General features: G+C 70.5%; 30 protein-coding genes. 18 read left to right on the top strand and 12 right to left on the bottom strand.

Annotated elements, in window-relative coordinates; translation table 11 throughout:
* Window positions 1–858: 858 nt before the first annotated feature.
* Window positions 859–1,419, top strand: coding sequence for a hypothetical protein (locus ACFVFR_RS27795; RefSeq protein ID WP_383706576.1), 561 nt, complete (start codon window positions 859–861; stop codon window positions 1,417–1,419).
* Window positions 1,416–1,889 carry a helix-turn-helix transcriptional regulator gene (locus ACFVFR_RS27790; protein WP_383706574.1) on the top strand — a complete coding sequence of 158 codons (474 nt, stop codon included), beginning with the start codon at window positions 1,416–1,418 and terminating at the stop codon, window positions 1,887–1,889. The genes ACFVFR_RS27795 and ACFVFR_RS27790 overlap by 4 nt, the downstream gene beginning before the upstream one ends.
* 202 nt (window positions 1,890–2,091) lie before the next feature.
* On the opposite strand, the gene ACFVFR_RS27785 is transcribed toward ACFVFR_RS27790, so the two are convergent.
* Complete coding sequence (locus tag ACFVFR_RS27785) at window positions 2,092–2,250, bottom strand: hypothetical protein (RefSeq protein ID WP_383706571.1); 159 nt, start codon at window positions 2,248–2,250, stop codon at window positions 2,092–2,094.
* Window positions 2,250–2,756, bottom strand: a complete 507-nt coding sequence (locus ACFVFR_RS27780) for a hypothetical protein (protein WP_383706570.1) — start codon at window positions 2,754–2,756, stop codon at window positions 2,250–2,252. Before ACFVFR_RS27780 ends, ACFVFR_RS27785 begins: the two co-directional genes overlap by 1 nt.
* 268 nt (window positions 2,757–3,024) lie before the next feature.
* Here ACFVFR_RS27780 and ACFVFR_RS27775 point away from each other — a divergent pair, with 268 nt between their 5' ends.
* Together ACFVFR_RS27775 and ACFVFR_RS27770 are read left to right on the top strand one after the other, a co-directional pair.
* Window positions 3,025–3,324, top strand: a complete 300-nt coding sequence (locus ACFVFR_RS27775) for a hypothetical protein (RefSeq protein ID WP_383706568.1) — start codon at window positions 3,025–3,027, stop codon at window positions 3,322–3,324.
* A 110-nt stretch (window positions 3,325–3,434) separates the two neighbouring features.
* On the top strand, window positions 3,435–3,944 hold the full coding sequence (locus ACFVFR_RS27770) for a hypothetical protein (protein WP_383706566.1): 510 nt from the start codon (window positions 3,435–3,437) through the stop codon (window positions 3,942–3,944).
* Window positions 3,945–4,021: 77 nt separating this feature from the next.
* On the opposite strand, the gene tpg is transcribed toward ACFVFR_RS27770, so the two are convergent.
* Complete coding sequence (gene tpg / locus ACFVFR_RS27765; protein WP_383706564.1) at window positions 4,022–4,579, bottom strand: telomere-protecting terminal protein Tpg; 558 nt, start codon at window positions 4,577–4,579, stop codon at window positions 4,022–4,024.
* A gap of 3 nt (window positions 4,580–4,582) precedes the next feature.
* Entirely contained in the window at window positions 4,583–6,685 is a 2,103-nt protein-coding gene (gene tap, locus ACFVFR_RS27760) for a telomere-associated protein Tap (RefSeq protein ID WP_383706562.1), read from the bottom strand.
* A 1,128-nt stretch (window positions 6,686–7,813) separates the two neighbouring features.
* On the opposite strand from tap, the gene ACFVFR_RS27755 reads away from it, so the two are divergent.
* The 4 genes from ACFVFR_RS27755 (at window position 7,814) to ACFVFR_RS27740 (ending at window position 10,269) form a co-directional block, all read left to right on the top strand.
* A complete protein-coding gene (locus ACFVFR_RS27755; protein WP_383706560.1) occupies window positions 7,814–8,029 on the top strand; it encodes a hypothetical protein in 216 nt (71 codons plus the stop codon).
* A 40-nt stretch (window positions 8,030–8,069) separates the two neighbouring features.
* Complete coding sequence (locus tag ACFVFR_RS27750) at window positions 8,070–8,612, top strand: RNA polymerase sigma factor (protein WP_383706558.1); 543 nt, start codon at window positions 8,070–8,072, stop codon at window positions 8,610–8,612.
* Window positions 8,609–9,217 (top strand): hypothetical protein, encoded by a 609-nt coding sequence (locus ACFVFR_RS27745; RefSeq protein WP_383706556.1) that lies wholly within the window; start codon window positions 8,609–8,611, stop codon window positions 9,215–9,217. The genes ACFVFR_RS27750 and ACFVFR_RS27745 overlap by 4 nt, the downstream gene beginning before the upstream one ends.
* A 407-nt stretch (window positions 9,218–9,624) precedes the next feature.
* Complete coding sequence (locus ACFVFR_RS27740) at window positions 9,625–10,269, top strand: HNH endonuclease family protein (protein WP_383706554.1); 645 nt, start codon at window positions 9,625–9,627, stop codon at window positions 10,267–10,269.
* Between the two features lie 141 nt (window positions 10,270–10,410).
* Here ACFVFR_RS27740 and ACFVFR_RS27735 read toward each other — a convergent pair whose 3' ends face one another.
* A complete protein-coding gene (locus ACFVFR_RS27735; RefSeq protein WP_383706552.1) occupies window positions 10,411–10,770 on the bottom strand; it encodes a hypothetical protein in 360 nt (119 codons plus the stop codon).
* Between the two features lie 299 nt (window positions 10,771–11,069).
* Here ACFVFR_RS27735 and ACFVFR_RS27730 point away from each other — a divergent pair, with 299 nt between their 5' ends.
* The 3 genes from ACFVFR_RS27730 (at window position 11,070) to ACFVFR_RS27720 (ending at window position 11,975) form a co-directional block, all read left to right on the top strand.
* A complete protein-coding gene (locus ACFVFR_RS27730) occupies window positions 11,070–11,462 on the top strand; it encodes a hypothetical protein (protein WP_383706550.1) in 393 nt (130 codons plus the stop codon).
* A 79-nt stretch (window positions 11,463–11,541) separates the two neighbouring features.
* The gene (locus tag ACFVFR_RS27725) at window positions 11,542–11,751 is read left to right on the top strand and encodes a hypothetical protein (protein WP_383706548.1); all 210 of its coding nucleotides are present in this window, start codon (window positions 11,542–11,544) and stop codon (window positions 11,749–11,751) included.
* Complete coding sequence (locus ACFVFR_RS27720; protein WP_383706546.1) at window positions 11,748–11,975, top strand: hypothetical protein; 228 nt, start codon at window positions 11,748–11,750, stop codon at window positions 11,973–11,975. The genes ACFVFR_RS27725 and ACFVFR_RS27720 overlap by 4 nt, the downstream gene beginning before the upstream one ends.
* Before the next feature lie 47 nt (window positions 11,976–12,022).
* Here the strand turns inward: ACFVFR_RS27720 and ACFVFR_RS27715 are convergent, their stop codons facing one another.
* Window positions 12,023–12,478: a hypothetical protein gene (locus ACFVFR_RS27715; protein ID WP_383706544.1), complete on the bottom strand. Its 456-nt coding sequence runs from the start codon at window positions 12,476–12,478 to the stop codon at window positions 12,023–12,025.
* Window positions 12,479–13,808: 1,330 nt separating this feature from the next.
* Here ACFVFR_RS27715 and ACFVFR_RS27710 point away from each other — a divergent pair.
* Window positions 13,809–14,900: a hypothetical protein gene (locus tag ACFVFR_RS27710; RefSeq protein ID WP_383706542.1), complete on the top strand. Its 1,092-nt coding sequence runs from the start codon at window positions 13,809–13,811 to the stop codon at window positions 14,898–14,900.
* 230 nt (window positions 14,901–15,130) lie between these two features.
* Here the strand turns inward: ACFVFR_RS27710 and ACFVFR_RS27705 are convergent, their stop codons facing one another.
* The 6 genes from ACFVFR_RS27705 to ACFVFR_RS27680 all read right to left on the bottom strand — a co-directional run bounded on the left by ACFVFR_RS27705 (window position 15,131) and on the right by ACFVFR_RS27680 (window position 20,230).
* The gene (locus ACFVFR_RS27705; protein ID WP_383706540.1) at window positions 15,131–15,373 is read right to left on the bottom strand and encodes a hypothetical protein; all 243 of its coding nucleotides are present in this window, start codon (window positions 15,371–15,373) and stop codon (window positions 15,131–15,133) included.
* A complete protein-coding gene (locus ACFVFR_RS27700; protein WP_383706538.1) occupies window positions 15,370–15,753 on the bottom strand; it encodes a hypothetical protein in 384 nt (127 codons plus the stop codon). Before ACFVFR_RS27700 ends, ACFVFR_RS27705 begins: the two co-directional genes overlap by 4 nt.
* Window positions 15,754–15,942: 189 nt before the next feature.
* A complete protein-coding gene (locus ACFVFR_RS27695; protein ID WP_383706536.1) occupies window positions 15,943–16,203 on the bottom strand; it encodes a hypothetical protein in 261 nt (86 codons plus the stop codon).
* Window positions 16,204–16,476: 273 nt separating this feature from the next.
* Window positions 16,477–17,871, bottom strand: coding sequence for a replicative DNA helicase (gene dnaB / locus ACFVFR_RS27690; RefSeq protein WP_383706534.1), 1,395 nt, complete (start codon window positions 17,869–17,871; stop codon window positions 16,477–16,479).
* Window positions 17,872–17,876: 5 nt separating this feature from the next.
* Window positions 17,877–18,989, bottom strand: a complete 1,113-nt coding sequence (locus ACFVFR_RS27685) for a helix-turn-helix domain-containing protein (RefSeq protein WP_383706532.1) — start codon at window positions 18,987–18,989, stop codon at window positions 17,877–17,879.
* A gap of 497 nt (window positions 18,990–19,486) precedes the next feature.
* Entirely contained in the window at window positions 19,487–20,230 is a 744-nt protein-coding gene (locus tag ACFVFR_RS27680; RefSeq protein ID WP_383706530.1) for a GntR family transcriptional regulator, read from the bottom strand.
* 622 nt (window positions 20,231–20,852) lie between these two features.
* On the opposite strand from ACFVFR_RS27680, the gene ACFVFR_RS27675 reads away from it, so the two are divergent.
* The 6 genes from ACFVFR_RS27675 (at window position 20,853) to ACFVFR_RS27650 (ending at window position 23,807) form a co-directional block, all read left to right on the top strand.
* On the top strand, window positions 20,853–21,479 hold the full coding sequence (locus ACFVFR_RS27675) for a hypothetical protein (protein WP_383706528.1): 627 nt from the start codon (window positions 20,853–20,855) through the stop codon (window positions 21,477–21,479).
* Window positions 21,480–21,508: 29 nt separating this feature from the next.
* A complete protein-coding gene (locus ACFVFR_RS27670; RefSeq protein WP_383706526.1) occupies window positions 21,509–21,838 on the top strand; it encodes a hypothetical protein in 330 nt (109 codons plus the stop codon).
* 161 nt (window positions 21,839–21,999) lie between these two features.
* Window positions 22,000–22,518 carry a hypothetical protein gene (locus ACFVFR_RS27665; protein WP_383706524.1) on the top strand — a complete coding sequence of 173 codons (519 nt, stop codon included), beginning with the start codon at window positions 22,000–22,002 and terminating at the stop codon, window positions 22,516–22,518.
* Window positions 22,519–22,986: 468 nt separating this feature from the next.
* Window positions 22,987–23,202, top strand: coding sequence for a hypothetical protein (locus ACFVFR_RS27660; RefSeq protein ID WP_383706522.1), 216 nt, complete (start codon window positions 22,987–22,989; stop codon window positions 23,200–23,202).
* A gap of 114 nt (window positions 23,203–23,316) precedes the next feature.
* Window positions 23,317–23,514: a hypothetical protein gene (locus ACFVFR_RS27655; RefSeq protein WP_383706520.1), complete on the top strand. Its 198-nt coding sequence runs from the start codon at window positions 23,317–23,319 to the stop codon at window positions 23,512–23,514.
* An 86-nt stretch (window positions 23,515–23,600) separates the two neighbouring features.
* Window positions 23,601–23,807, top strand: a complete 207-nt coding sequence (locus tag ACFVFR_RS27650) for a hypothetical protein (RefSeq protein WP_383706518.1) — start codon at window positions 23,601–23,603, stop codon at window positions 23,805–23,807.
* The last annotated feature ends 108 nt before the right edge of the window (window positions 23,808–23,915 follow it).

The raw sequence follows: 23,915 nt of genomic DNA, 5'->3' as shown, positions 1-23,915 counted from the left end.
GCTTCCGCCCACCACCCCCGGCAATGAGAGTGACGGACGGTCAGCCCGGCCGGGTGTCAGCCCCACCGTAAGTGACGGGCTCCGCTGCACTCCACTTTGACCACTCCCCCCACCCCGGAAACCAGCCGCTCACGTTCACGAATACCCTGCTGGCCTACACGCCAACCCCACCATTGGGCAACGGATTGCACACATGCACCACCCGAGCGAGCGAACGTGCAGCCAGCATGATGCATCACGCGGTGATGGTGTGTAGCATTTGGGTCCTGGCTGCACCACCCTTAAGCCCTCCCATAAACTCACCGGCTGAATTCAGGATTGCGCGGCCTCGAATAGCTTAGCCACAGAACGGAAGCCCGATATGGGAATGCCGGAATTCGGCGTGCGGAGGTGCATGAGCCGTTCGGCCGCCAGGCCGTACGGCGGAACCCACCACCGGCACCGGCCACGCCTGGTGCCGCCTACGGTCCGCACCCGCTCCACGGAGCCGCACGCGAAGCCGCCTCAGCCCCGTCCAGGGGCCGATGCGCAGCAGCTGACGGGCCGCCAGCGGATGGATCCGCGGCCTTCCCCGTCTGGCCGCGAGCCTCGCCGCTGCATGGAGCGGCTAGAGGGCGGGGCGCGAGCCGTAGGGAGTGCGCCTCTAAAGATCAGATAGGCGCGAGCCTCTGACCTGCGAAAACGCGCGAGATATATGCAGCCTGAGTGAATGGATCAGGTCTGAGGGGGGCGAGTTGCATGCACGTAGGTGAATAGATCGTTCCTGTCCAGGGACACGCCCGCCGCGTGCATACATCCCCTGCATAACATCGCAGATCTGCTATGTTATGCAGCCCTGACGATCATGGAGGAGAGCCCGTGGCCCAGCCCTTGAGGCGCAGCGCGGAGGCGCCGGCGCCCACCACGCCGCGGCTGGTCCCCGCTCCGCCTCCCGCTGATGTCGTCAATGGCATGGAGTCGGCGCAGCAGCTGGTGAGCAGCCTGGAGAGGTTGGCCAAGCGCGGCGGCACCTTCACGACGAAGGACCCGGTCAAGCCGTACGTGTTCTACGGCAAGGGGCACTTGAGCATGTCCCAGGTGATCGAGGACAACCTGTGGAAGTTCGATCTGAGCGCGATGTCGCGGAACGTCTTGGACTACCTCAAGACGCACCACGACAAGGAGGGCCTGGTGGAGATGACCCAGGGCGGCCTGGCGAAGAAGTACGGCTGCTCGCAGTCGAAGATCTCCCGCGCCGTGAGCCAGCTGAGCCACCACAACTTCACGTGGCGGGAACGCCGTGGGGTGTACCGGCTCAACCCGCTCTACGCTTACCGGTGGGGCAGCGAGAAGCAGATGCGCCTGGTGAAGTCGCTCAAGAAGACCCTGGTCGACCACGAGATCACCATTCCGACGGTGAGGAACGAGGCCACGCGATGAGCTCCGCTTCCATTCCTGGTTTCCACAACCCGGAGATCTTCGAGGTCCTGCCGAACGCCTGCCTGTCTCCCACGGCCCGCGACGTCTTCGACGTGCTGACCTCCCGCCAGGAGCCGGGCGGCCTGGTCAAGATCCGTCAGCAGGAGCTAGCCGAGCGCCTCGGGCTGACCCAGCCCGTGGTCTCCCGGGCCATCAGCCAGCTGCGCGACAAGGGCATCATCAGCGAGCGGCAGCGCCGCGGCGAGGTCCTCATCCACCCATTGCTGGCCGGCTACGAGTCGCTGAGCCACATGGTCAACCACCTCAAGGCGCCCGACACGTTCGTGTGGCCGCTGAACTTCCCGACCGGCGACATCCGCCCGCCGCGCGCCCGCGACGCCCGCATCGGGACAGACTTCGACCCGGACCCCGATGGGGGCGAGGACGCCCCGCTGCCGGACGCACCGCCCGCCCTGCGACTGGCCGGATGATCTGCGGCTCCTGCCCCGCCACCACGGCGCCCACCCCACCGGAAGGGCGCCGTTCGTGCTGTATGCAGCAGCCGCATAGATCTTTTGGCCTGCTGTACGGGCAGCACCCTTGTCCCGCCTGGCCCGTGCAAATGCTGCGCTGCCCCCGGTCCCTCGCTGTACAGCAGACCGCGAGCACGACCAGGACCACGGGCAGCACCGACTACAGCCCCGTCCCGGCCAAGGCCTGGCGGTCACCAGTCAGGGCGTAGCGGCGGGCAGCGAGGCCGTTCTCGACCGTCTCCCCGATCTGCTCGCACAGGAGCGCCAGGACGTCGGCGGCCTCGGTGTCGGACAGGTAGGCGGGGGCGACTTCGAGCATCAGTTCCCCGAGCTGGTGCGAGCACGCGGCCAGGTCGTCGACGACGGCGCGCAGCGCGGCGGCGGTTCGACGGGCGCCGGTGGCGGGGCGGTGCGGACGTCGCGGACGGCTTGGCGGACCACGGCACGCACCGTGGCGGCGTCGAGGGCCTGGAGGCCGCTGTGGGCGAGCGCGGCGAGTCGGCGGGTGATCTCCGCGACGGCGTCCGTACGGCCGGAGACGGCGATCAGGGCGCGCTGGGAGAGGCCGTAGTCGAGCGCGGCCGCGGCGCCCGGGTCGGTGTCTCGCGTGCGGGACGTCTCGGGGCCGGCGGTGACGGCGTCGTGGATCGCGGCGAGCGCGCGGGCGACATCGAGGAGCCGGTATGCCTGGGCGCGGCTGATGCCGAACTCCGCGCGGCAGTACGACCCCCAGCTGCTGTGCCCGAGTGGCACCCAGACGCGGGCGGCATGCGTGCCGCGGACTCGGGCGGCGAGCACCGCCACGGAGCGCCGGACGTCGTCCATCACCTCGCGCAGCCCGGCCGTCAGCTCCCGGGCGCGGGCCTCGCTCAGCGGCGGCCGGGCCGGTTCGACGCCGTGCTCCTAGTCCTCGTGCTCGTCGCCCACGACTCCATCGTCCTCCGCGCCGGCGGGCACCACCAGGGCGTGCGGGAGCACGAGGCGCGAGCTCCACCTCACAGGCTCACAGCGTGACATCGGCACGCGGGGCGAGTCTGTCACGCTGATCCGCGACGGCGGGCGCGGGCCTGCCGCACGAGGCGAAGGGGGCCCGGTGGCGGGGATTGAGCGGGAGCCGGCGGAGGTGCGGATACCGAAGGCGGCGCTGGACGCCTTCGCCGCGGCGCTGAGCGTGCGCACGGTGGCGATGCGGAGCTGGCCGAACGACGGCCTGGAGTGGATGTACCCGGTGGGCACGTGGGAGGAGGCGCACCTGGAGGTGGCGCTCCTGCCCGGCGGCGAGGAGGTCTGGCTGCGGATGTCCACCGACCGCTCCAGCGTCGCCGTGTGGACCATCGAGCAGTGGTGGGAGTTTGCCGGGGAGCTGCCTGGCGCCACGCCGCCGCCAGCCTGAGCTGGGGACGGCCGGCGCACGGACGGCGGAAGTCGGCGTGGCCCCGGCGGGCCCGGGTCGTTGAGCACCCGGGCCGCCGTGGCCGCTGACCGCCGAGCGAACGAGGACCGATGCCGAACAGGCCGCCATACGACCCGACCTACGGGTTCGACCACGAGACCCGGACGGTGCGCGTCCATCACCACGACCTGGCCCGGCTGCTGCTGATGTTCCGCTCGCTGATGCGCGAGACGCAGAAGCCGGGCTCGTGGGAGCACATGCACGACTACGACCTGTCCTTCGAGCGCCTCGCGGACGCGGCCGACGCCGCTGCGGGGATCATCCACGGCAAGAAATGGGCGGGGCCTGACCTGCGGATGCGCTGCACGACCACGGAGCCGGTCTACGACTGGCCTGAGGGCGGCCCGTACGACGGAGAGGCGACATTCACCTGGAACGTGCCGGGCTACGGCTCACACGCCTCCGACGACGACCAGGTCCAGCGCCACTCGAACACGGCGCTGTGCGGGTTCAGCTGGGCGAAGGGCGACCGGCCGCGCCGGGTGGAGGGGCTGCCGGAGTGCCCGGAGTGCCGGCGCGAGGTCCAGCTCGGTGCCGACCGCCCGCGCGGCACCTGGTGACAACTGTCGGGGGATACGCGTTGCCGCCGGGTGGCAACGGAGTGAGCGGCGGCACGAGGCCGGGGTGTCGCCCCTGGTCAGTAATCCAGATCGAGATAATCGATGTCGTTGATTTCCACGCCCGACAGTCCAGTAGCGCGACCGCCGCCGTCCTGGAAATAGACTTCTTTAAACCCTTCGGCGATGATTCTGCGCATCTGCTGGTCGCTGGCTCCCGCCTCGCGGGCGTCGAAGAGGCGCTGTGCGTACTGCGGAGGGAGGGGCACGGTGAGTCGCCGGAACCGGCCGTCGTCGGTCGATCCGGCGGACGATGTGTAGCCGAACCGGGCCCGGGTCTCCACCGTGATCCCGCCCGTGGTGGCGGCCTTCTTCTGCCGTCGCTTGCGCACTAGCGGCTGCCACCGCTGCCGTACGGCGTCGTCGATCTTCGCGGCGACGTCGACGCGGGCGTGCTTGCGGGCCCCGCGGCGGTACCTGTTCACGGAGTCGGCGGTGACGCCGATCTCCGCCGCGACGGCCTTCGCGCTGCCGAACTGCTTGATCAGAAACCCGACCTGGCCCTTGAGGGTCTTGGGCGGCTCCTTGGTGAACGCCTCCCGGTCGGCGCGCTCGATCGCGTCCTCGATCTCCCCCACGGCTTACTCTCCTTCGTCCAGTACGGCATCGCCGCCCTTGATGTGCCTGGCCGGGTTCAGGCCCTTCTCCATCAGGTCGACCGCCCAGAGCATCTCCTGGGCGCCCTCCAGCTTCGCCAGGCCCGGCGTGGGCCCGAGTCGGAAGGCTCCGGGGATGGGCTTGCCGGACTCCGCGTACGGGAGGAAGCCCAGCGGGCTCGGGCTGGGTGCCGGGTAGACGACGCAGTCAGAGAGCACCGCCAGCGGGTACAGGCCGGTGAACTCCGCCATCTTGAGCATCTTGCGGTGCATGTTGACCCGGGCCTTGGAGATGACCGCGGCGCGGATGTCCGGACGCCAGGTCGGACGCATCATGGCCGGCCACGGTTCGCCGTCCTTGTAACCCTTGCCCTGCGGGTTCTCGAACAACTTCCCGATGCCGCCCTTCACCGTGGCCTTGATCGCCGCGAGGACGGCGGTCATCGTCGGGTCGACGTCCTTGTGCCGCTCCATCGCCGCCAGGAACTCCGCGTCGGTGAGGCCTTTGGTGACGCCCAGATCGGTGAGGGTGTCGACGTACGCGTTCTTGAGCCGGTCGTGCCACGGGTCCAGGTACGCGCCGGTCTCCCGCCGCAGGTACGCCTCCAGGGGCTCCACGTTGTAGCCGAGCTCCTGGGCGTAGGCCACGGTGTGCGTCTGGTACCAGGCCGGCCCCGTGGGCCGGGAGCCGTCCGGCGTGAACGGTGAAGGCAGGCGCGGGTCCAGCTCCACATGGGAGAGGTCCACCAGCCACGAGCCGGGCACCTTCGGGTAGAACTGCGGCCGCACGAAGTGCTCGGGCTCGGACAGGCCGACCGTGAGCCTCGCGGCGGCGGCGAGGAAGGCCGTGTTGAGGTCGAGGCCCACGGCGTAGGGGAGCAGGCACTCGTCGTCGGTGAGCAGGTCCACCGGCCGGACCCACTGGTACGCCTCTTCGTGGAGGAAACCGCCCTTCCAGCCGATCCGGTGGATCGCGGGGTGCTCTGGCTGACCCTCCGGCGGCGCCGGGTCCATCGGCTCTGTGCCCAGCGAACCGGGGTTCGGGCCGCTGACCCAGTTGCCGCTCTCCTCGTCGCGCACCGGCCGGGTCGGCGGCCGCAGCGCGGTCATCAGCTCCAGGCCGTTGACCGCCGTCCCGCCGCGCGGGGTGATGACCCGCTGCGCGTACACCCCGAGAACGCAGGCGACGTCGGCCGGCTCCATCTCCGCAACCCCGGGCCAGGAGCGGGAGTCGAGCGCGTCCCACGGCAGGATCGCCAACTGCACGCACTGCCGCTCGCGGCCCTGCGCTTTGCGGTAGATCCGCGCCCACGGCCCGAACCCACGCTGCGTGAGCTGCCACTTCGCCTTCAACACCTGCTTGACGACCGGGTGGTCCTCCGACAGGCGCAGGCCGCGACGGTCCTCCAGACGCTCGGGCAGCCCGAACTTCGCGGCTGCGGACGCCATCAGGACAATGAGCGGGTCGGCGTCCTTGCCGTGCCGGTGCAGCTTCGGCGCACCGAGACCGGACTCACGCAGCGTCCACTCCACCAACTCCACCACCGTAGTCGCCGGGCAGTCCAGCACGACGCCGCCCACCGCGTACGCGGAGCCGGCGCCATCGAGGACGGCGAGCGGACCATGCGGGAAGCGCGGGTCGACAGCGGGCGCGGCGGCCCTCTTCGCCGTCGGTCGCCGAGACGCCGTTGGGCGCGCTGCCGCACGGGCGGGGCGCTCGGATGCGACTGGGACGGCAGCCTCCGGCTCTTCGGGGACGGCCGGCCTGGTGAACGTCTCGGGTACCTCCGACTGCGGCGCGACAGCCGGGGCCGGGGTGGATGAGGCGGGGGCGCTGCCCGCGGGGTACTTCACGGCCCACCCCTTCAGCAGCCGCTGGTATGCCTCCAGGCGCGGCGACTTCGGCTCGGAGCGGCCGTTCTCCCAGTTCTTCACCGACTGCGTCGTGGTCTTGAGAGCCGTTGCAAGGCGGGCCTGGGTGATGCCGGCAGCCTCACGGAGCCGCGCCCGCTCCGCCGGAGGCGGAAGATGCGGCTCCTCCTCCAACAGGGCATCGACGGACGCGAAGAGCTCTTCCTCGGATGTCATACCCCAACTCTAGCATTCTTTATCCTTCTTCTTAACCTTTCTATTAACCCACTCCTTTAGCCTGCCGTGATGGATGTCAATCCCTGGCGGAACAGCGCGACTGATCCGGGCTCCGGTAGCGGAAGAGGCGTCCCGGGCCAGGCGGCCTACGGCGGGGGCACCAGCCGCAATCCGCAGGTCGATCGCGCTACTCCCCGCGCACGCGGGGATGGACCCTGCCCCGACCGCCTCGCCCTTCCGCCTCCGCGATGCCCGGGTCCACGCGGGGCGGCCGGGCCACCTTCTGGTGGGCGGCGCCGTACATGGCGGTCTTTCGGACGCGCACCGGCCCGGAAGGCGTGACCGCGGCGGTCGGCTCGACGCCTCAGCCTGCCCGTGGTCGACCTCATGCTGCTCGCGCTGCCCGAGTTCCTCGGAAGCCTCACTTCCGGCCTCGCGCTCCTGGCGGCCCCGCGCGCCGCCCGCCGCTTACGCGTGGCCCGCCGGCGCCGTCCCGACCCGGCCGCCGGCGCGGTCGGGCGGAGTTCGCCGCCGCGCTCGACGCGGCCGGGGCGCCGGAGGAGCTGCGGACGACGCGGCTGGTGTGGTGTGCGCTTCAGACCGTGCCCGGCGCGGTCGAGGAGGCCGACGCGGAGACCGCCCGGCTGCGGGCCGGCGACTACAGCGGCGTCGTCACCCTGAGGGAGACACACACCGCCGCGCTGGGCGAGGGAGTCGCGCCGGGGCCGCTCATGATGCCCCTGGTGCGCAGCGAGCTGGTTGGGCTGATCTGGGTCTGCCCGCTCAGGGGCGGCCAGGACGCGCTCGCCGGGATCGCGGGGCTCGCGAACATCGCCGCGGCGGCCGGCGCGGATCGAGGGGGACAGCCGGACGGCCAGGCGCTGCGGTGCGCCAACCCCCTCGGGCGCGCCACCAACTCCTGCGATGGGCGCGACACGGCGCCGCGCTCAGCCAGGACGACCCCGGTTCGCCGCCTCCCAGGGCCTGGCGGCTGCTGCGTTCACGACGCGGGCAGCGCGGCGGTCTACCCCCCGGCCACTCGTATGGGTGATCGGGCGTCACGATCAGCCGCCCCCACGCACTCTTCCTGCAGCGAGGAGTTCTCGTGGCGACTGAGAAGGGGCGTGGATGGTGCTGGAGAAGGCCACGGCTGCGGCGGGGGTAGCGGCGCTAGTGGTGGCGAGACTGGGCGCCCAGTGGCTACGGGCCCGAGCACGGGTACACCTTGCCCGGGTACATCAGCAAGGCGCGACCGACCAGCTCCGCGAACTGTCGCCCGGCAGCACCCTCACCCACCTGCAGCTGCTGCGCGTGGAGATCGGACGGCAACGCCGTGGTCGATGACGCTCAAGACGTTGGCGCCAGGGCCGAGCCGGCCTCCGCAGTGTCAGGTGACGACGCACCTGCCCTCACTCCTGGCCCGGCCCCGGGCGCTGATAGCCCTGGGGCCGACTTCGCGCAGTACTACGGGCAGCACATGGCCCGCCTGGTGCGACACCTGATGCGCCAGGGTGCCGCTGCCCCCGAGGCAGCCGACGCGGTCCAGGCCGCCTTCGAGGCGGCCCTGCCCCAGTGGCACCAGATCCAACATCCGGGCGCGTGGCTGCGCCTGGTCGCCACCCGCGCCCTTTTACGCCGCCCCGCCAGAGAGATCCTCACCGACCAGACCCCCGACCAGCCCGACCAGAACGGCAGCCCCCTGGGCGAGGTAGTGCTGGAGGAACAGGAACGACGCGTACTAGCCGCGCTGGACACCCTGCCGCCCCGACAACGCGTGGTCATGGCCTGGCACCGAGACGGCTTCTCTCACGCTGAGATCGCTGCCGCTCTTGATATGACACCCGAAACCGTACGCAAGAACGTCAGCCGCGCGCGAGCCCGCCTTAAGCCCCTACTGCTGGACACCGACGATGGAGGTGGACGATGACACCGACCCCACAACCCGACCCTCTCGACGCCCTACTCGAGCGCGCCGACACCGCGATCCTCACCGCTCTCGATACTGCCCTGGACCTCGACGCCGGCCGCGCACAGCTCTTTGCCTCCACCGTGCACTGCGACCCCATCAGCACGCCCCCCGGACCAGGACCAGGCCAGCCCTATGACCGAAGCACAGCCCCCGCCGGCATCCTGCACTGGGCCGAGCTCATCGACACCAGCACCCAAGTCACCGAACTCCTGGGCGCGCTGGCCACGATCATGGACCGCTTGGAGCGACTGCGAGAGTGGCTGGCAAGCCCCACTCTCCAACCGCTGGCCCCCGGTCGCACCGAAACCGCCGCCGTCTTCCTGGCCGCCCTCACCCTGGGCGTTAAAGAACGCGGCTTGCCACACCAGCGCGCGCACCAGCTCCTCCTGGCCGCCGCGACAGAAGTCGTGACCCTGCACGGCGAGCTCGGCACCGACCACACCACCCCAGGCTGGGCCTGGGCCGACAGCGAATGCCGTCACCTGCAGGACGCCCTGACGGACGCTCAACGGTTGACCCAGGCCCTCTTCGCTGGCGACCCCCCCCCTCTCGCCACCCGATAGTCCCCAGGCCCGACCCGATAGACGAGCAGGTCAAATGCTCTGCTCCCCGCGCACGCGGGGATGGACCCTCGGCGGCAGTTGAGTACGACGTCAGCGTCAACTGTTCCCCGCGCATGCGGGGGTGGCCCCCCGAGCCGGTGTTCACGGAACCCGACCTGGTGCTGTTCCCCGCACACGCGGGGAGGGACACGCCGGCACCGCGACTCAGGCAGTCACCGCGCCGGCCCGGTGCACGAGTACGCCGACCGACCTTGCCCTCCTGTCACGAACGACCGCCTCGAACTACGGGCCCGCGGCACGCGGTGGCCCGTCCTCGCACCAGCCGCCGGTACGACTTATGCACTCACACGAGTGAGCTACCGTCCGGCCCATCGCGCCATCCGGGCGGCGACCGGTAGGTAGGCCGCATGATCACCTTCGTGCGCGGCCTCCTGGCCGCCGCCCTCACCGCCCTTCCGCTCCTGACCGCCACACCCACCCACGCCGCCGAGGTCACCCTCCGCGACGCCATCGACGCCCTGCCCGTCGCCGACGAAAGCCGCACCGGGTACGAGCGGTCGGCCTTCCGCCACTGGGTCGACGCAGACGGCGACGGCTGCACGACCAGGTCTGAGGTGCTGCTCGCTGAGTCCGTCGGCCCCCTCACGACCACCGGTAGGTGCAAGATCACCGGCGGCCGGTGGGTCTCCTACTACGACCGCGTCGAAGTCACCGACCCGCGCAAGCTCGACATCGACCACCTAGTCCCCCTGGCCGAGGCATGGGACTCCGGCGCCTCACGCTGGAGCGCCGCGCGCCGCCAGGCCTACGCCAACGACCTCACCGCCGACCGCAGTCTCGTCGCCGTCACCGCCCGCACCAACAGGTCGAAGGCCGACCAGGACCCGACCACCTGGATGCCACCCGCCGCACAGGCCCGCTGCACCTACATCGAAGACTGGACAGCAACCAAGACCCGCTGGGACCTGAAGGTCGACGCCGACGAGAAGAACAAGCTGGTGAAGGAGGCTGCCACCTGCCCCGACTCGCCGCTCGACATCCCGCGGGCATAGGCCCTACGCGCTGCCTGGCCTCGACTACGCGAGGCCAGGCAGTTGTTGCACCAACCCGCCTGCCGACCGCTCGCGCCCTACCCGTGCGGCACGCGCCCGTCGCGCCGCACGACCGCGCCGGCTGGCACCCCAGACGCCCCTCTACAAGTAGGGCTCCCAGTCGCTGGTGACCGTGATGCGCAGCCGGACGGTGATCCCCTGCCCGGTGCCCGGCGCTTGTGTGGTGTGGGCGGTCTTGACGACCTCGGAGGTGGACATCGAGATCTGGTCGGCTTCACGGACCAGCCCCTCGCCGAGGAACGCGACCCAGTGCTCGAAGAGCCGCTCTAGGTCGGCGCGGCTCTGGGCGCCAGAGGCCTGGCCGATCAGGACGCCCTGAGGGCTAACGATCCAGGACAGCGGGCGCAGCCCCGCCTTGACGGCTCGTGAGAGGAGCCGGCCGAGGGCCAACTGCCCGGCACGCTGCCGCTCGTACTCGTAGGCGTACGGGCTCTCGGTCATGGCGGCAGCGTACTCAACGCCCTGGGGGCCACCTGAGGCCGGGGATACACCGTCATCGAACGGGTTCGTAGCGCCCATCGGACCGCGTGGAAGGCGACTGCCTGGAGGTGCGTGGCCAGCTTCGGTGAGAACGCGGCCCGCGATGTCGCAGCGCGACCCGGGCCGAGAGCGTCGTCCGACGATGGGGGATCCCCGCTTCTGCGGCGAAGCGGGTGCGCCCGCCGCCTCGGCGACCGAACAGAGCACGAATAGCACGTAACCCCTTGCAGTCAATACCTTAAGCCCCTTAAGGTTTTTCTATGGAGAACGCCATCGGTATCGAGGCCGCCCGTGCACGGCTCGGTGACATCGCCGACCACGCCCGGACCACCGGCCGTGTCACCGCACTTACTCGACACGGGCGCACCGTTGCGGTTATCGGCCCCGCCCATGCCGTACAGCCAGCCGGGGACATCAAGGTCACCCTGTGGCTCGGCGACGAGGATGAGGTGCACGTCCTTCCGGCTCTCCCGCGTATCGGCGAGACGTTCCTCGTTGAGACGGGTGACGGAAACGAGGATCGCTGGCTCGTCACGGAAGTCCAGTGGGACCTTCGCCCCGACGAGGAACCACGCGTCAACGTCCTATGCGATGCGGCGGACGAGTACAGCACATGGCTGGGCACCAACCGGCCGACACCCAACGACAGATAGGAGGGTGCTCCTACGTCGGGGCCCACGCCAGCATCCACAAGCACGAGAAGACGTCCCACACAGACAGGAAGAGCTGACCATGCCAGCAAAGCCCCGCGAGCCGTGGCGCGTGATCCTGACCCAGAGGGGTGTGCAACTGGCCGAAGTCGCACACCCCAGTGAGACGAAGGCGTTCGCGCACGTCCGAGCGGCGCTGAAGACTGGCGCGGACACCGCGAAGGTCATGCACTGGGAGGACGGCCAGTGGCGGCACCGCGAGACGCTGCACGCCCGCGACGTGCAGCCATGATCATGATCGAGATCAACGGCCGGGCCTTCCGTGGAGGCGACGTCGTCCACTTCGAGTACGCCACCCTGCCGGAGAACCGATGGCGCGACTATGAGGTCAGGGCGATTAGCCCTGGCGGACTCGAGGTCGCCGCAGACGGATTCAGCTACAGCCTCACTACTGCCGACGCCGACCGGCTCGGCATGACCCTCATCCGCAAGCACCACACGACCGAGGCGAGCTGACCGTCGATGGGGCCGGACGGGGCCGCCGGCCACCAGCGCCAGCCCAACTACGCGGCGCCCGGGCGCCGGTGAACTGGCGGCCCGCACACCGGGCACACCGCCACCGTTCCTCGCACACTATCCAGCAAGGCCGCGGCCTCCTGACGGCTCATCTGCGGCTCACGTGCGGAGACCCAGCACCCGACCGTGTGCAGCTCGCCCCGGCGCGGGCGACCAGGCGCAGCGCGAGCCCACACCACCCACCACCCCGGGCTCGGCGACTGTTCGACGCCCGACCCCTGAGCCGAGACCGAGGAGGGGGCGCCGAGCGCCGCCAGATGCTCGTGCACCACAACGAGCTGGAGCCCCAGCCACCACTCCAGGACCCGTAGCCGCTCCGCGTCCGATGGCAGCCGCACCCCGAGCACGTTGCCCCTCTTCTCTTCGTGCGGGAGGTCGCGCAGGCGCGTGCGCTCGGTCTCGGCGGCACGCCGCAAATCGATCAAACTTTCGGGGAGGTCCACGAGTGCGAGTCTATGCGGAACCGGTACCTGGTCCACCTGGCCCGCTCCCCGTGCGTGCGGGGATGGTCCCTGCATGGGGAGACACGGTGGGAGGCCCTCGCGGCCGTCATGGCCTTCGTGGGGCCAGCAGCCACCGCGCGAGGAAGCACCGGGCCCGCCGGCGGGCGGCCGAGCCGGCTGCGCCGAGCGCGCTTGCGTCACGGCCCGAGGCCAGGGCGAGCAGCTACGGCGCGGGACGGCCGGGGCGAGTGCGGCACGGCGGCGTGTGGGCGCAGGGCGCGGGCCGGCGGTAGGCGGCGGCGCTGAGTTCGGCGGCGGCGCGGGCGCGGGTACGACCCGGTGCGCGGGCGGGTGCCGTGCCCGAGCCGCGGGGGCTCGGCGGCGCTCAGGCCGCGAGAGACTGGACGGCCAAGCGACAGGTGGGCTTCGAAGGTGCACGGGGCGAGCGGCTGGACGGCGCGGGCTCTGGGGCAACACGGCGCCGGGGGTCCGCAGCGGCGCGCGGTGCGGACGCGGGCTGCCAGGCCGACGCGTACGACCGGGGCGCGGTGGGTGGGAGCAGCGGCGGCGGTGAACGGGCTGCCGGGCGGCCGGCGGACGAGGGGCGCAGGACGGCAAGCGTCGCTGCGCGGTCGCGCCCTCACCGCCCGCTCCGGGTGCCGGTCCTCGTGCTGGATTACCTCTGGTGCCGCTGCGCCGCCGCCGTGCTGTCCCGGCCGGGCTCGGCCGGCCGCCACAGGTATCGGTCGCCCTGTCCCTACCCCCTCGCGGCACCCTCAGCTCCTGATCCGCGCCCCCACCCGACTGGCCCACAGCCCGATGTCTGTCACGACCCACAGGGGCGCACAGCACCCGCAGGTGACCACCAGGCGCACCTCCCCAGCATCCGGTCGTCGCACCCAGCGCGCCGCACTGCTGACGCTGGGCCAGGCCCCGGGCCCGCACTGAGAGCTGACGATCCAGGACCGCGCGCGCAGCCCCGCCTTCGCGACTCGTGAGAGGAGCTGACCGAGGCCGGGGCCGGGAGTAGACCATCGCCGAGCGGGCGCGACCGGCGGCGAGCGGGTGGTAGCGCCTGTCGGACCGGGACGGCGACCGTCCAGCCACACTCGTGCGAGGGCGAGCTCACGGCGAGGGACCGGCCTCAGGGAGAGAGCGAGAGGGGCTCGCTGCCCGTACCTCGCACGGCTGCGGGCGACGCGCGCGCCCCATTCCGCTACGCGGGTACGCCCCCTGGTCTTCGGCTGGAAATCACCACGCTCGCCGCGCGTCTCCCCGGTCACGCGTGGGGAGGTACCAGCGATCACACACCGAGTAGCCAGGGGGTCACGTGCAGTGGAAACGAAAAGAGCCCGAAAGCACACCTAGCGCGCCCATCGGCGAGCCAGCGGCAGGGGCGCTTGAGGACCTGGACACGACAGTGGCGGCGCTACGCGACCAGCTCGACCACCCGACCGCGGGATTGACAGCGATCCGCCAGCGGCTCGATCACCCCACCGACGGGATGGCCGCCCTGTATGGGCAGGTGACACAGAGCCGCCTCAAGGTGCTGGAGGTCGTGCAGGCCGGGGTGTCTGGGCTGCGCGAGGAAAACCGCGAGCTCCGGCGGCGCCAAGACAAGATGATCGGCGATCTCGCCGAGACCCGAGCCGAGGCCCGGCAAGTCACCGCGGCACTCGGGCAGATCCTGGACAGGAACGACGGCCTGCGCCCCACCCGCGACGACGGCGATAGCGACGCGGCCGCGCCCCCCGAAGAGCTCGCGGAGGAGCACGACTTTTGGACGCCAGCACCAGCGAGAGAGCTCTCTACGGACGCTGCGCCGCATCACGAGCACGCCAATATCGACACCGCCGGACCTCAGGGGGAAACCTTGACTGACCCGCAGCCCACAGCCGCCCAGCCTGCCACCGCCTCCCGCGCCGATGATTCGGCCCTCAAAGAGGCGGTTGAGGCCGCCTACCGCGGCATGACGCTTCCCACCCAGGCCCCGCACACCACGCCGGCCGCCCCGGCCCGCCGCGACCCCGGTATCCAGCACGGCGTGCTCCTGCTGACCGCCGCAGGCGTGGCCTCCGCTGAGCTGGTCACCCACCGCGACACGTGGGAGTGGATCGCCGCTCTCGCCAGTGGGCACGCGCACTTCCGCGCGCCAGCCGCCATCGAGGAAGTCGACGATGGCCGCGAAGAGGGCCGCGAAGGACGCGTCAAGACCACCCTGTCGGGCCGATCGCTGATCGCGCTGCTGATCGAGCTGTGGAAGACCCGACACTCCAGTGCGCTCGCCGAAGCCGACTGGGCCCTGGCAGTGACCACCTACGACCGCATCGCGGCCAGACTGGCCGACGTCACCGAGCACAGCCAGCACGGCGCGCTCATCCGCATCGTCCTGGACGACGGCCTCCCCAAAGCCACCGACTAACGCCCCCACCGATCAGTCCGCCCCGGGCCGGCGCCCCGGGGCGGACTGATCACTCGTCCGGTGCGCGCGCACTGTCCAGTCAGCGGGGGGATGCGCCCCGCGTCAGACCTGGAGGAGCGCGCATAGTGCTGGAGTTGGAAACCGCGACCACGATCCACTGATGACGGCGAGGGCGAGGCCCCGCCACGCCCACCACCTGTCAGCAGGCCCAGACCTCACCTAACGGGCGCTCAGGGCTCAGGAATGAGGCGGACCACGGTGACGGTGAGGATGCCGGCCGAGATGACATAGCGCAGGATCACGCGCTCCACCACGGCCTCGCGCCGGTCGCGATCCCCACCGACCGACGCGGAGTCGTGGGCATAAGGGTCAGCGCCGATCGTGCGTGCGACCGCGGCACGGAAGCGATCGGGGTCAGGAAGCTTACCGAGCGCCTGCTCGGCCGCCGGGGCATAGGCGACACGAAACCTCACGCCGCCGCCCCTGAGTCAGCGGCGGCCTTACGCTCCGCGGCGATCAAAACGTCCACGTGATCCAGCGGATCACCATCGCCAGACAGCGTCTCCAGCGCCCACCGACGCAGGAGCGGTCCCACCGCGTGCGGCGGCGCGCCAGCCAGCTCCTGATCGAACTCGGCCACAGCCGGCTCGGGCAGGACCGCGCGGATATCGCGAGCCGTGAGCGGGACAGTGAAGCGCTCGCCGTGGACGGTGACCATCACCGGGCCCGCGAGGGGCGCCGCCGGGGCGCCGCGCTGATCGAGCAGGTCAGCGAGCGCGGCCTCTTGTGCCTTGAGGCGCCGCACCACAGCCTCTTCATCCGGGTCGTACGGCACTGCCGGGATGTCACTCACAGCGGCCACTCCTCGCACGCGGGCTTCTGCCTCAGGCCAGCGTAGAGGCCCCGGCGCGACGGCGGGGCCCATTCATCCAGACGGCCACGCCGCGAGATCCCCTTCGTCGTGGCCAGGGCCTCCTGCGCGGTGGCCGCGCCGCTTGGTGGCTGAGGCAGGCCCTCGCCGTGGACGTCGGCGAGGGGCGTGTCATCCCTCGCCGAGCTCCAGGAGGCCGGCGTCAGCGAGGCGTTGAAGACCGGCTCGAAGCTCGACCTCGCTGTTTTGCTCGCCGAACGCCCCGTAGCGCATGTGGGCGATGCAGTCGTGGACGCTGACGTCTTCAACCAGGAGCGGGAGCCACTGGCTCACTTTTACGTAGAGGCCCAGGTCGTGGAGGGAGAGGTGGGCGTCCAGCACCTCGGGCTCCACCACGACGGGCTGCGGGCGTGGGTTACGCAATGGCGACACGGGTCATCCTGTCGGGCACGACGGTTGTGGTGGCCCAACGGGGCTTTCGAGCAGAACGTCACGCCTGGGGCAGATAGGCGACAGACGGGGCGCTGTCGTGGGGCGCTCCTGATGCGAAGTCACCGCCGGTCGCCCCAAAGGCTCGTACGGGCGCCTAAGGGACGCCACGCGGCCCTGCCCCGGAAAGACGACTTGATCACCTTGAGGCCCGCAGCGGGCCACCTGAGGCCCTGCGCGAGGCCGCAGAGCCCCGGGGGGATGTTCCTGCGGCGGTCATTCTGGGCTCATGTCCACGAATCGCGAGTAGTGCCCCTGGAAGCCGACGGTGATCGTCGCTGTGGGCCCGTTGCGGTGCTTGCCCACGATCAGGTCCGCTTCACCAGCGCGGGCCGATTCCTTGTCGTAGGCGTCCTCGCGGTGCAGCAGGATCACCATGTCCGCGTCCTGTTCGATCGATCCCGACTCGCGTAGGTCCGAGACCTGGGGGCGCTTGTCGGTGCGCATCTCGGAGCCGCGGTTGAGCTGGGACAGCGCGACCACTGGCACGCCGAGCTCCTTGCCGAGCTTTTTCAGCCCTCGGGAGATCTGGCCGACCTCCACCACGCGGCTCTCGGCACGCTTGCCGGACTCCATGAGCTGTAGGTAGTCCACGATGACCATGCTCAGTCCGTGCTTTTGCTGCAAGCGCCGGCACTTCGAGCGGATCTGGAGCATCGTCAGGTCGGCGGAGTCGTCGAGAAAGAGCGGGGCTGCCTCGATAGCGGGGGTCTTGCGGCTGATGGCTCGCCAGTCGTCCTCGGTGAGGTTGCCCGAGCGCATCTTGTGCAGGCCCACGCGGGCTTCGGCCGAGAGCATGCGCATGTTGATCTCGGAGGCGCCCATCTCCAGCGAGAAGAAGACGCTGGGCTGGCCGTCACGGATCGAGCAGGCCCGGGCGAAGTCGAGCGCGAGGGTCGACTTCCCCACGGCCGGACGTGCGGCGATGACGACGAGCTGGCCGGGCTGCAGGCCCTGTGTCAAGGCGTCCAGGTCTCTGAAACCGGTGCTCACGCCGGTGAGCTTGCCACCGCGGTTCTGGATCGCCTGCAGTTCGTCGATCGTGGTGGCCATGCTTCCCTCGCCGGGGCGTTGGGGGTCGGAGGCCGTAGCGATCTCGGTGGCGGCGTGGATCTCGGCCTGGGCCGCGTCAGAGATCTCAGAGACCTCGCCCTCACCGGACCAGGCCATGGTCTGAATGCGAGTGCCGGCCTCGATCAGGCGCCGGCGTACGGCCAGGTCGTGGACGATCTGAGCGTAGTACTCAACGTTCGCGACGGTGGGGACCGCCTCGACCAGGGCGTGCAGATACGGCGCGCCCCCGACACGGGTGATGTCGCCGGACTTGGTCAGCTCGGCGGCGACCGTGATCGGATCGACGGGCTCACCGTCACCGTAGATCTTGGTGATCGCCTGCTGGATCGTCTCGTGCGCGGGCCGGTAGTAGTCCGCGGGCTTCATGGGCGAGCTGAGGAAGTCGGCGATGGCATCGCGGCTGAGGAGCTGGCCGCCCAGCACCGACTGCTCGGCGTCGAGATCTTGCGGAGGGACCGAGCGCAAGACCTCGCCGGATGCCTGGTCGTCGTGATGGCCGGTACGGGCGGTGATCACCGTGGGGTCTCCCGAGTTCATCGAGCTCAAACCGTCGCGGTCAGGGTCGTGGTCGTAACCAGTGCGGGGTTGCACTGCGGGCACCGGCGCGGGCTGCCCTCGCGAGGCGCGATCCAGCGGTATTCCGGGGAGTCGCACTGGCCACACCAGGCCACCGCCGCCCCCGACCCGGCGGTCTTTGGAGCCGGCGGGGGATTGTGGTCGGCGTGCCGGGTCAAGTCCACGTAGCCCCGCCCCGGCATCTGCGCGGCGAGCTTGACCACGTGGTCAAGCGGCCAGCCACGCGCCAACAGCTCACGCGCCTGGGTACGCAGTCGCTGGGTGGTCGCCTGAGTGGGATAGACGCCTCCAAGGGCTAGGACGTACGCCTCCACGACCTTGCCGACCCTTAGCTCCAGGTCCTCGCCCCCCTCGCCCTGCTGCCGCTGGCCCGGCATCGCAGCCTCCACGGCACAGGCCGCCGAAGGCACCTCCTGCGCGGAAGCACAGGGGGGGCCCGAAGGGTCTGCCTTGGGTGAACTCGCTTCTCTCTCTCGCTCGGGCGAGGGCCGGGGGGGCCGGGCGGTGAACGCGCCAGCGGGGATGAAGAGAGAGTTCAATTCCTTACAACTATTGGTGCTCGATTTGAACACCCGTGAGAGATCGATTTGAACACCCGTGGCGGGTGTTTCCTTCGACGGGTGCTCAGATCGACCACCCGCTGACCTGCGCTTTTTCTGCGAGTGTTCAGATCGAGCACCCGTGGCGCGGGCGGGCTTACGCGGGTGCTCGATCTGAACACCCGTGGCTTCGACGGCTTCGACGCGGCAGATGTCGCCCACGTTGTGCTTCCCCGGGCAGCCCGCCTCGTGCCCGCCCGCCAGGTCGTAGACCGGCGGGCGCCGGTCCGCTCGCAGATGGCTCACCAACTCTGGGTCGCCCGGCACCAGCACCCCGCCGGCCTTGAGACGACGCAGGTGCTTGAGCACGGTGGACTCGCCCATCAGGCACTCGCCAGCCAGCGTCTCGGCCGAGGCGTAGCAGCCGCGCATCTCACCGTTCGTGTGGTTCGCCACCCGGATCAGCACCAGCAGCTCACCACCGTTCTTGCAGTGCTTGATCCCGACCGCATCCACCCACGTCTGGGCCTGGTAGCTCATCGAGCCACCCCCGGCCCACCGGCACCGCGGCAGTAGCGCGGGCAGCAAGCGGGCCGGCTCCCCCCGGCGCCGTCCCGACCTGAACCACTGGAAGGTGGCCGAAGGGCGGGATGGCGCGGCGGCCGGAGCTCCTCATCACCCCCCGGCCGCCCGTACGACCGCGCGGAGCGCGCGGCGGTGAGAAGTGCGAGGACCGCGGCCGAGTGGCGGCGGTGGTGCTGGCGGGTCACGGGTGGTCCCTGGGGGTAGGGGAGCCGCGCGCAGGAGGGGTGACCACCAGATAGCGGACAAAGCGCTGGGAGCGCTACCGGCGCTCGGGCTGGGCCCGTATCCTGGGCAGAGGTGACCACGCGGACCCCTGAGGGCCGCGGCACCACCGCCCGCGAGGTCACCTCGCGTGCAGCACGACTCGGGATTGCGAGGTCCGGCGAGTCGAACCGAAGTAGCCGCTCCTGCGCCAACAGGGGCGGCTTTCGGCGTTAAGCAGCGCTACTGGTTCACTGCTCTGGCGGGCTTGTGTTGCTCAGGAGCGTGCTCCACCGCAGGATGGTCGCTCCTCCGGTGATCTTTACGGCCACTTCCACGATGCGATCGTCCGATAGAGTAACCGTGCGTACGACTTGGCTCACCACAATGTCACCGGCGGACAGGCCGAGGTGCTGCTTCTCGGAGTTCGTAGCCAGGCGTGAGGTCACTTCCTCCAGAACGCGATCTTGTGCCGCCCCCAGTCGGGCTGCGGCTAGCTCGCGCGATCCGCCAGTGGAGACCGGCTCGGTCAGCTCTGGCGTTGCAGCAATCACGTACGCCGGGTAGTAGGAGTTGCTGAGGTGCACTGGTATTCCGTGGCGACTAACGAGACGGCGACGCACGTGCACTGGAGTGCCTGGAGCAACGTCAAGGCGCGGTGCTACAAGCTCATCTGCACCGACGGTGCCCACCTCCAAGATGCGTGAGGTTTCCCCGCCGCTCAATGCCTTTTGCGTTTCCGCGTACATCTGAACGCGTGTGCTGATGTTGTCGCTGACTGGCCCGGCAACGATCGTTCCCACGCCAGGCTTTGCGATGGTCAGGCCTTCCATCTTGAGAGCTTGGTAGGCCCGGTTAGCGGTCGTCTGCGCCACGCCGTAGAGCTCACACACTTCTCGCAGTGACGGCATGGTGGCGCCAGGTGCCAGAAGGCCGTCCTGGATCTGCTTGCGATAGATCCCGGCGATCTCCGCGTAACCACCTGTGGCGGGCATCGGCTCCTCCCTCGAATTTACGCACCGCCCTCTCTGGTGCAGCGCTACGTGTAGAAGACTACGCCACGCAAACTTCTAGCGCTACCACTAGCGCATAGAGTCGCTAGTGGTCTACATTGAGTGCGCGGCGCAAGAAGCCCCCGAGGTCACGTGCTTCGAGGTCTCTCTCGCGCCACCGCACCACTCGCATCACCGCAGTAGTCGTTCGCCCTTCGGGGTGGCCGGAGTAGTCCTCAGCGAGCTGTAGGACGCGAGAGCACCATCGAACTCCTCCGGAGCCTGACGGCCGACGACTGCGTGCACGTCGCAGCGCTGTGCGCTGACCGTCCTCCGGGACGCCGACTTCGTGTCGTGCGGCCCGCAGGGCGGAGAGGGCATCGCGATCCGCACCCCGCCACTCCGTTCTTGAGGAGCCCAGATGTCTACTTCGCCTGATGAGCACACCGCTCGCCCTCGTAAGAGCCGGACCCGCTCCCGCACTGTCAACGCAGCCCCGCCACTGGCCCTTTCCTCCCTCCGGTCCCACCAGTACGACCTGCGTCCGGCCTGCGCGTCGGTGGTCTGCGCCGATTGCGGGACCTGGGTGCCGATCACCGGGCTCCAGACCAAAAAGCCCAAGCTCGTGCCGCATGACACTGGCCGTACGTGGAAGGACGCTGCCGTCCGCTGCCGCCTGGGCAGCAACCGCCGGCTCACCCTCGACGTCACGATCACGGAGTGGCAGAAACGTCTGGAGGAGGGCGGGGCGGAGACCGGCCACCGCCGCCCGACGACCGTGCTGCGTAAGCCGAGGGTTGAGGCGGCGCCGGCTCTCTCCCAAATGGTCACCGCGCCGCGCCGAACCTCGATGCTGCCGAAGATGCTGGAGGCGGCCCGCAGCGCCCTGGTGGCACACCGGAAGGTATGCAAGTCCTGCCCGAGTGCCCGGTGCAGCGAGGGCCGGGAGATGGAGGTCTGGCTCGCGGAGGCGAGGGCGACGGAACGCCTGATGCGGGAGACGACCGAGCGTTTGACACAGGAGCGGGAGCGTACGGCTGCCCGTCAGGCCTCTCGCGATCGCCGCGCGCAGTGGCGCCGGGCTGCCCGGCCTGTGCGCGACGCCGACCTGCTACGCGCGGATCGGCCGGCTGGAGACGCGCCGCTGGAGGGGCGCCCGGTCCCGCTGGCCCCGCAGGACATGGAGGCGCACACCCGCCGTCAGGTCGAACTCGGCCAGCAGTACACGCAGCGGCGACCGCTCCCGGCCTGAGCGCCGCGACACCGTTCCTGGAGGACGACATGACGCACGCCCCGCAGCACCTCGCGCAGCGCACCCGCACCGCCCTGGGCCTGCCCGCCGCCCCGCTTCCGCGTGTGGAGTTCGGCGAGAGCGCCACCTGCCTGATGACCTGGTCGGTCCGCGAGCTGGATCACCTGTACGGCCAGACCGGGGGGACCGTGACGGTCGTCGAGACGGAGATCGCCGGCACCCTCCACCTTGTGGTGGAGACCATGCTGAGCGAAGTCCCGGGGCCCGTCCGGCTCTTCATCGACTGGACGCCCGCCGAGGAGGTCTACGGCTTCGCGCTGCCAGTGGTGCGGGATGCCACCACCACCGCGGCCGCCTGACCCGCACCGCGACGAACAACCACGGCCCGGCCACCGCGCTCTCGCGGTGGCCGGGCCGTGGCTGCTCGTGCAACGAGGAGCCGAGAAGAAAAGGGGGACAGCCCCCGGGGTGCGACCCGGGGGCTGTCTGTGCAGGTCGTCCCAACAGGAAGGACACGACCATGGCCATGACGGTACAAGAGGCGCGCGCCGCGCGGCGCCCGAAGCTGGAGGCCGAGCTCGAAGCGGCGGTCTGCGCGCAGCAGACGAACCCGGCTCCGGGGGATTGGTTTCGCCGCGATGGTGAGGGCGGGGCTGAGTGGCGCAAGCGCCGCGCCCAACTGCTGGTGATCTGCCAGGGGTGCCCGGCGCGCATCGCCTGCCACGAGCTGGCGCTGCGTGAGGGAGATGGCGACCGCCGGCGGGATGACCGCGTGCGCGGCGGCGCCCACGGCACCCAGCTCTACCGCGCCCGGCTGGCCCAGGAGGACCGCCTGGAGCAGGCCCGCCGCGAGGACGAGGAGCTGACGCTTCGCCAGGACACGCGTGCGCGGGGCATGCGCCGGCTGCTGGAGGAGGCGTGCCGGGCGACGACGCGTCCTGCGGTGGTCAGCTCGCGAGTGGCGCACCAGGCCAGCGCGGAGCTAGCGGAGCGGGCTCGCGCGCGCCGTGTCGAGACCGGGTGGGGGGCGGTCGCATGAGTACCACTGCTCGCGTGGTTCGTCCGCCGTTGCCGGAGCGGCCGGTGTGGCCGCCTCGCCCGACCCGGCACGAGAAGGACGGGCGCCAACCTCAGCCGGCGCCGGCCCGGCCGCACCCGCGCGGCAGTGCGGAAGAACTCCACGCGCTCGTGCGGCACCTGGTGCGGCACGGCGACCAAGTGGCCGCTCGCAGTGGTCAGCGAGTCCGGCGCACGCTGGGCGAGATGGTGCCGGGCGCCGCGAGCGCACCGCTTCTCACGCTCACTTCGCCGGTGATCGGGGCGGAGGATGCGTGCGGGCTGTGCGGGTACTGGCGGTGCCGGTGCGGTCAGAGCTCCCGAGCGAGGGCGGCGGGAGGTGCGCGATGAGCGGCGGCCGCATGACCGATGCGGAGCGCGAGGACCTGCGGCGGAAGTTGGCCGAGGTCAACAAGAGGTCGGAGGGCCGGCCCCGGTGAGCGCGCGCAAGATGAGCTACACCGCAGCCGAGGCCGCCGCCCTAGCCGCTGACCTCGCCGACCAGGCGCACGCGCACCAGGCGCTGGGCGACCGCTTGTCGGCTCGGGGTGACAGCGGCGGCGCGGCACGGTGGCACGTCAGCGCGGCCGAGGCACGGCGGTACGCGGACGCCGCCACGCTCGGCGGTGCGCACTTCACTGCCGTGGTCCACGGCCGCGCTAGGTGAACAGCGGGCCCCGCGCCTTGCGGGTGCGGGGCCCGCCCACCACAAGGGCCCACAGACACCCCACGGTGCCTGTGGGCCCTTGTGGTCGGAGCGGCCGACCAGGGAGGGCTACCCATGATCGAGTACCACTACATCATCTCTGTGCGCACCAGCCAGGGCGCTGGTCACACGCTGGCCGGCACCGTCAGCGTCCGCGAGGGGTCCACGCGGCAGGAGGCTTTCCACGGGGTCCTCGCCATCACGCAGGAAGAGATCGACACGCGAGGGTCCTTCGAGGTGACCTTCTTCGCCTTCGAGCCCAACCGGCTGTGACCGGCGCGGGCCCACGGGCCCGCCCGACCACCAGGGCCCACGGACCGCTCGTCCGTGGACCCTGGTGGTCGGAGAGACCGGCCGCCGTGAGTCAGGAGCAGGAGATGGTCATGCCGATGACCCCGATCCAGCCCGGTACCGAAGCCCAAGCCGCCGCCGCCGCTTTCTCGATCTTCGGGAGTGACATCCCCCCGGTCGATCCTGCGACCCACCAGGGATGGCGCACCGCCCTGGGTGCTGTCGCGGAGGGGTGGGCCCGCGAAGGGGAAGCCGCTGCGCGCCCGAAGAACTGATGGTGCGGGCCCCGCCGGAGCGGGGCCCGCGTTCGCCTGGGGCCACGGACCGAGTCGGTCCGTGGCCCCAGGCGTTCGGAGACGCCGATCAGATAGTGAAAGGACCGT

It is taken from the genome of Streptomyces sp. NPDC057702 (genome assembly GCF_042799315.1).
GTDB lineage: Bacteria > Actinomycetota > Actinomycetes > Streptomycetales > Streptomycetaceae > Streptomyces.
This window is presented reverse-complemented; position numbering and strand designations above follow the sequence as displayed.

Coding starts and splice junctions, on each gene's coding strand:
- ACFVFR_RS27730 (WP_383706550.1), top strand. CDS start 11,070: ATGGAGAACGCCATCGGTATCGAGGCCGCCCGTGCACGGCTCGGTGAC.
- ACFVFR_RS27755 (WP_383706560.1), top strand. CDS start 7,814: ATGGTGCTGGAGAAGGCCACGGCTGCGGCGGGGGTAGCGGCGCTAGTG.
- ACFVFR_RS27665 (WP_383706524.1), top strand. CDS start 22,000: ATGGCCATGACGGTACAAGAGGCGCGCGCCGCGCGGCGCCCGAAGCTG.
- ACFVFR_RS27745 (WP_383706556.1), top strand. CDS start 8,609: ATGACACCGACCCCACAACCCGACCCTCTCGACGCCCTACTCGAGCGC.
- ACFVFR_RS27740 (WP_383706554.1), top strand. CDS start 9,625: ATGATCACCTTCGTGCGCGGCCTCCTGGCCGCCGCCCTCACCGCCCTT.
- ACFVFR_RS27725 (WP_383706548.1), top strand. CDS start 11,542: ATGCCAGCAAAGCCCCGCGAGCCGTGGCGCGTGATCCTGACCCAGAGG.
- ACFVFR_RS27655 (WP_383706520.1), top strand. CDS start 23,317: ATGATCGAGTACCACTACATCATCTCTGTGCGCACCAGCCAGGGCGCT.
- ACFVFR_RS27790 (WP_383706574.1), top strand. CDS start 1,416: ATGAGCTCCGCTTCCATTCCTGGTTTCCACAACCCGGAGATCTTCGAG.
- ACFVFR_RS27780 (WP_383706570.1), bottom strand. CDS start 2,756: ATGGACGACGTCCGGCGCTCCGTGGCGGTGCTCGCCGCCCGAGTCCGC.
- ACFVFR_RS27660 (WP_383706522.1), top strand. CDS start 22,987: ATGAGCTACACCGCAGCCGAGGCCGCCGCCCTAGCCGCTGACCTCGCC.
- ACFVFR_RS27680 (WP_383706530.1), bottom strand. CDS start 20,230: ATGCCCGCCACAGGTGGTTACGCGGAGATCGCCGGGATCTATCGCAAG.
- tap (WP_383706562.1), bottom strand. CDS start 6,685: ATGACATCCGAGGAAGAGCTCTTCGCGTCCGTCGATGCCCTGTTGGAG.
- ACFVFR_RS27785 (WP_383706571.1), bottom strand. CDS start 2,250: ATGCTCGAAGTCGCCCCCGCCTACCTGTCCGACACCGAGGCCGCCGAC.
- ACFVFR_RS27720 (WP_383706546.1), top strand. CDS start 11,748: ATGATCATGATCGAGATCAACGGCCGGGCCTTCCGTGGAGGCGACGTC.
- ACFVFR_RS27670 (WP_383706526.1), top strand. CDS start 21,509: ATGACGCACGCCCCGCAGCACCTCGCGCAGCGCACCCGCACCGCCCTG.
- dnaB (WP_383706534.1), bottom strand. CDS start 17,871: ATGAACTCGGGAGACCCCACGGTGATCACCGCCCGTACCGGCCATCAC.
- ACFVFR_RS27685 (WP_383706532.1), bottom strand. CDS start 18,989: ATGAGCTACCAGGCCCAGACGTGGGTGGATGCGGTCGGGATCAAGCAC.
- ACFVFR_RS27770 (WP_383706566.1), top strand. CDS start 3,435: ATGCCGAACAGGCCGCCATACGACCCGACCTACGGGTTCGACCACGAG.
- ACFVFR_RS27735 (WP_383706552.1), bottom strand. CDS start 10,770: ATGACCGAGAGCCCGTACGCCTACGAGTACGAGCGGCAGCGTGCCGGG.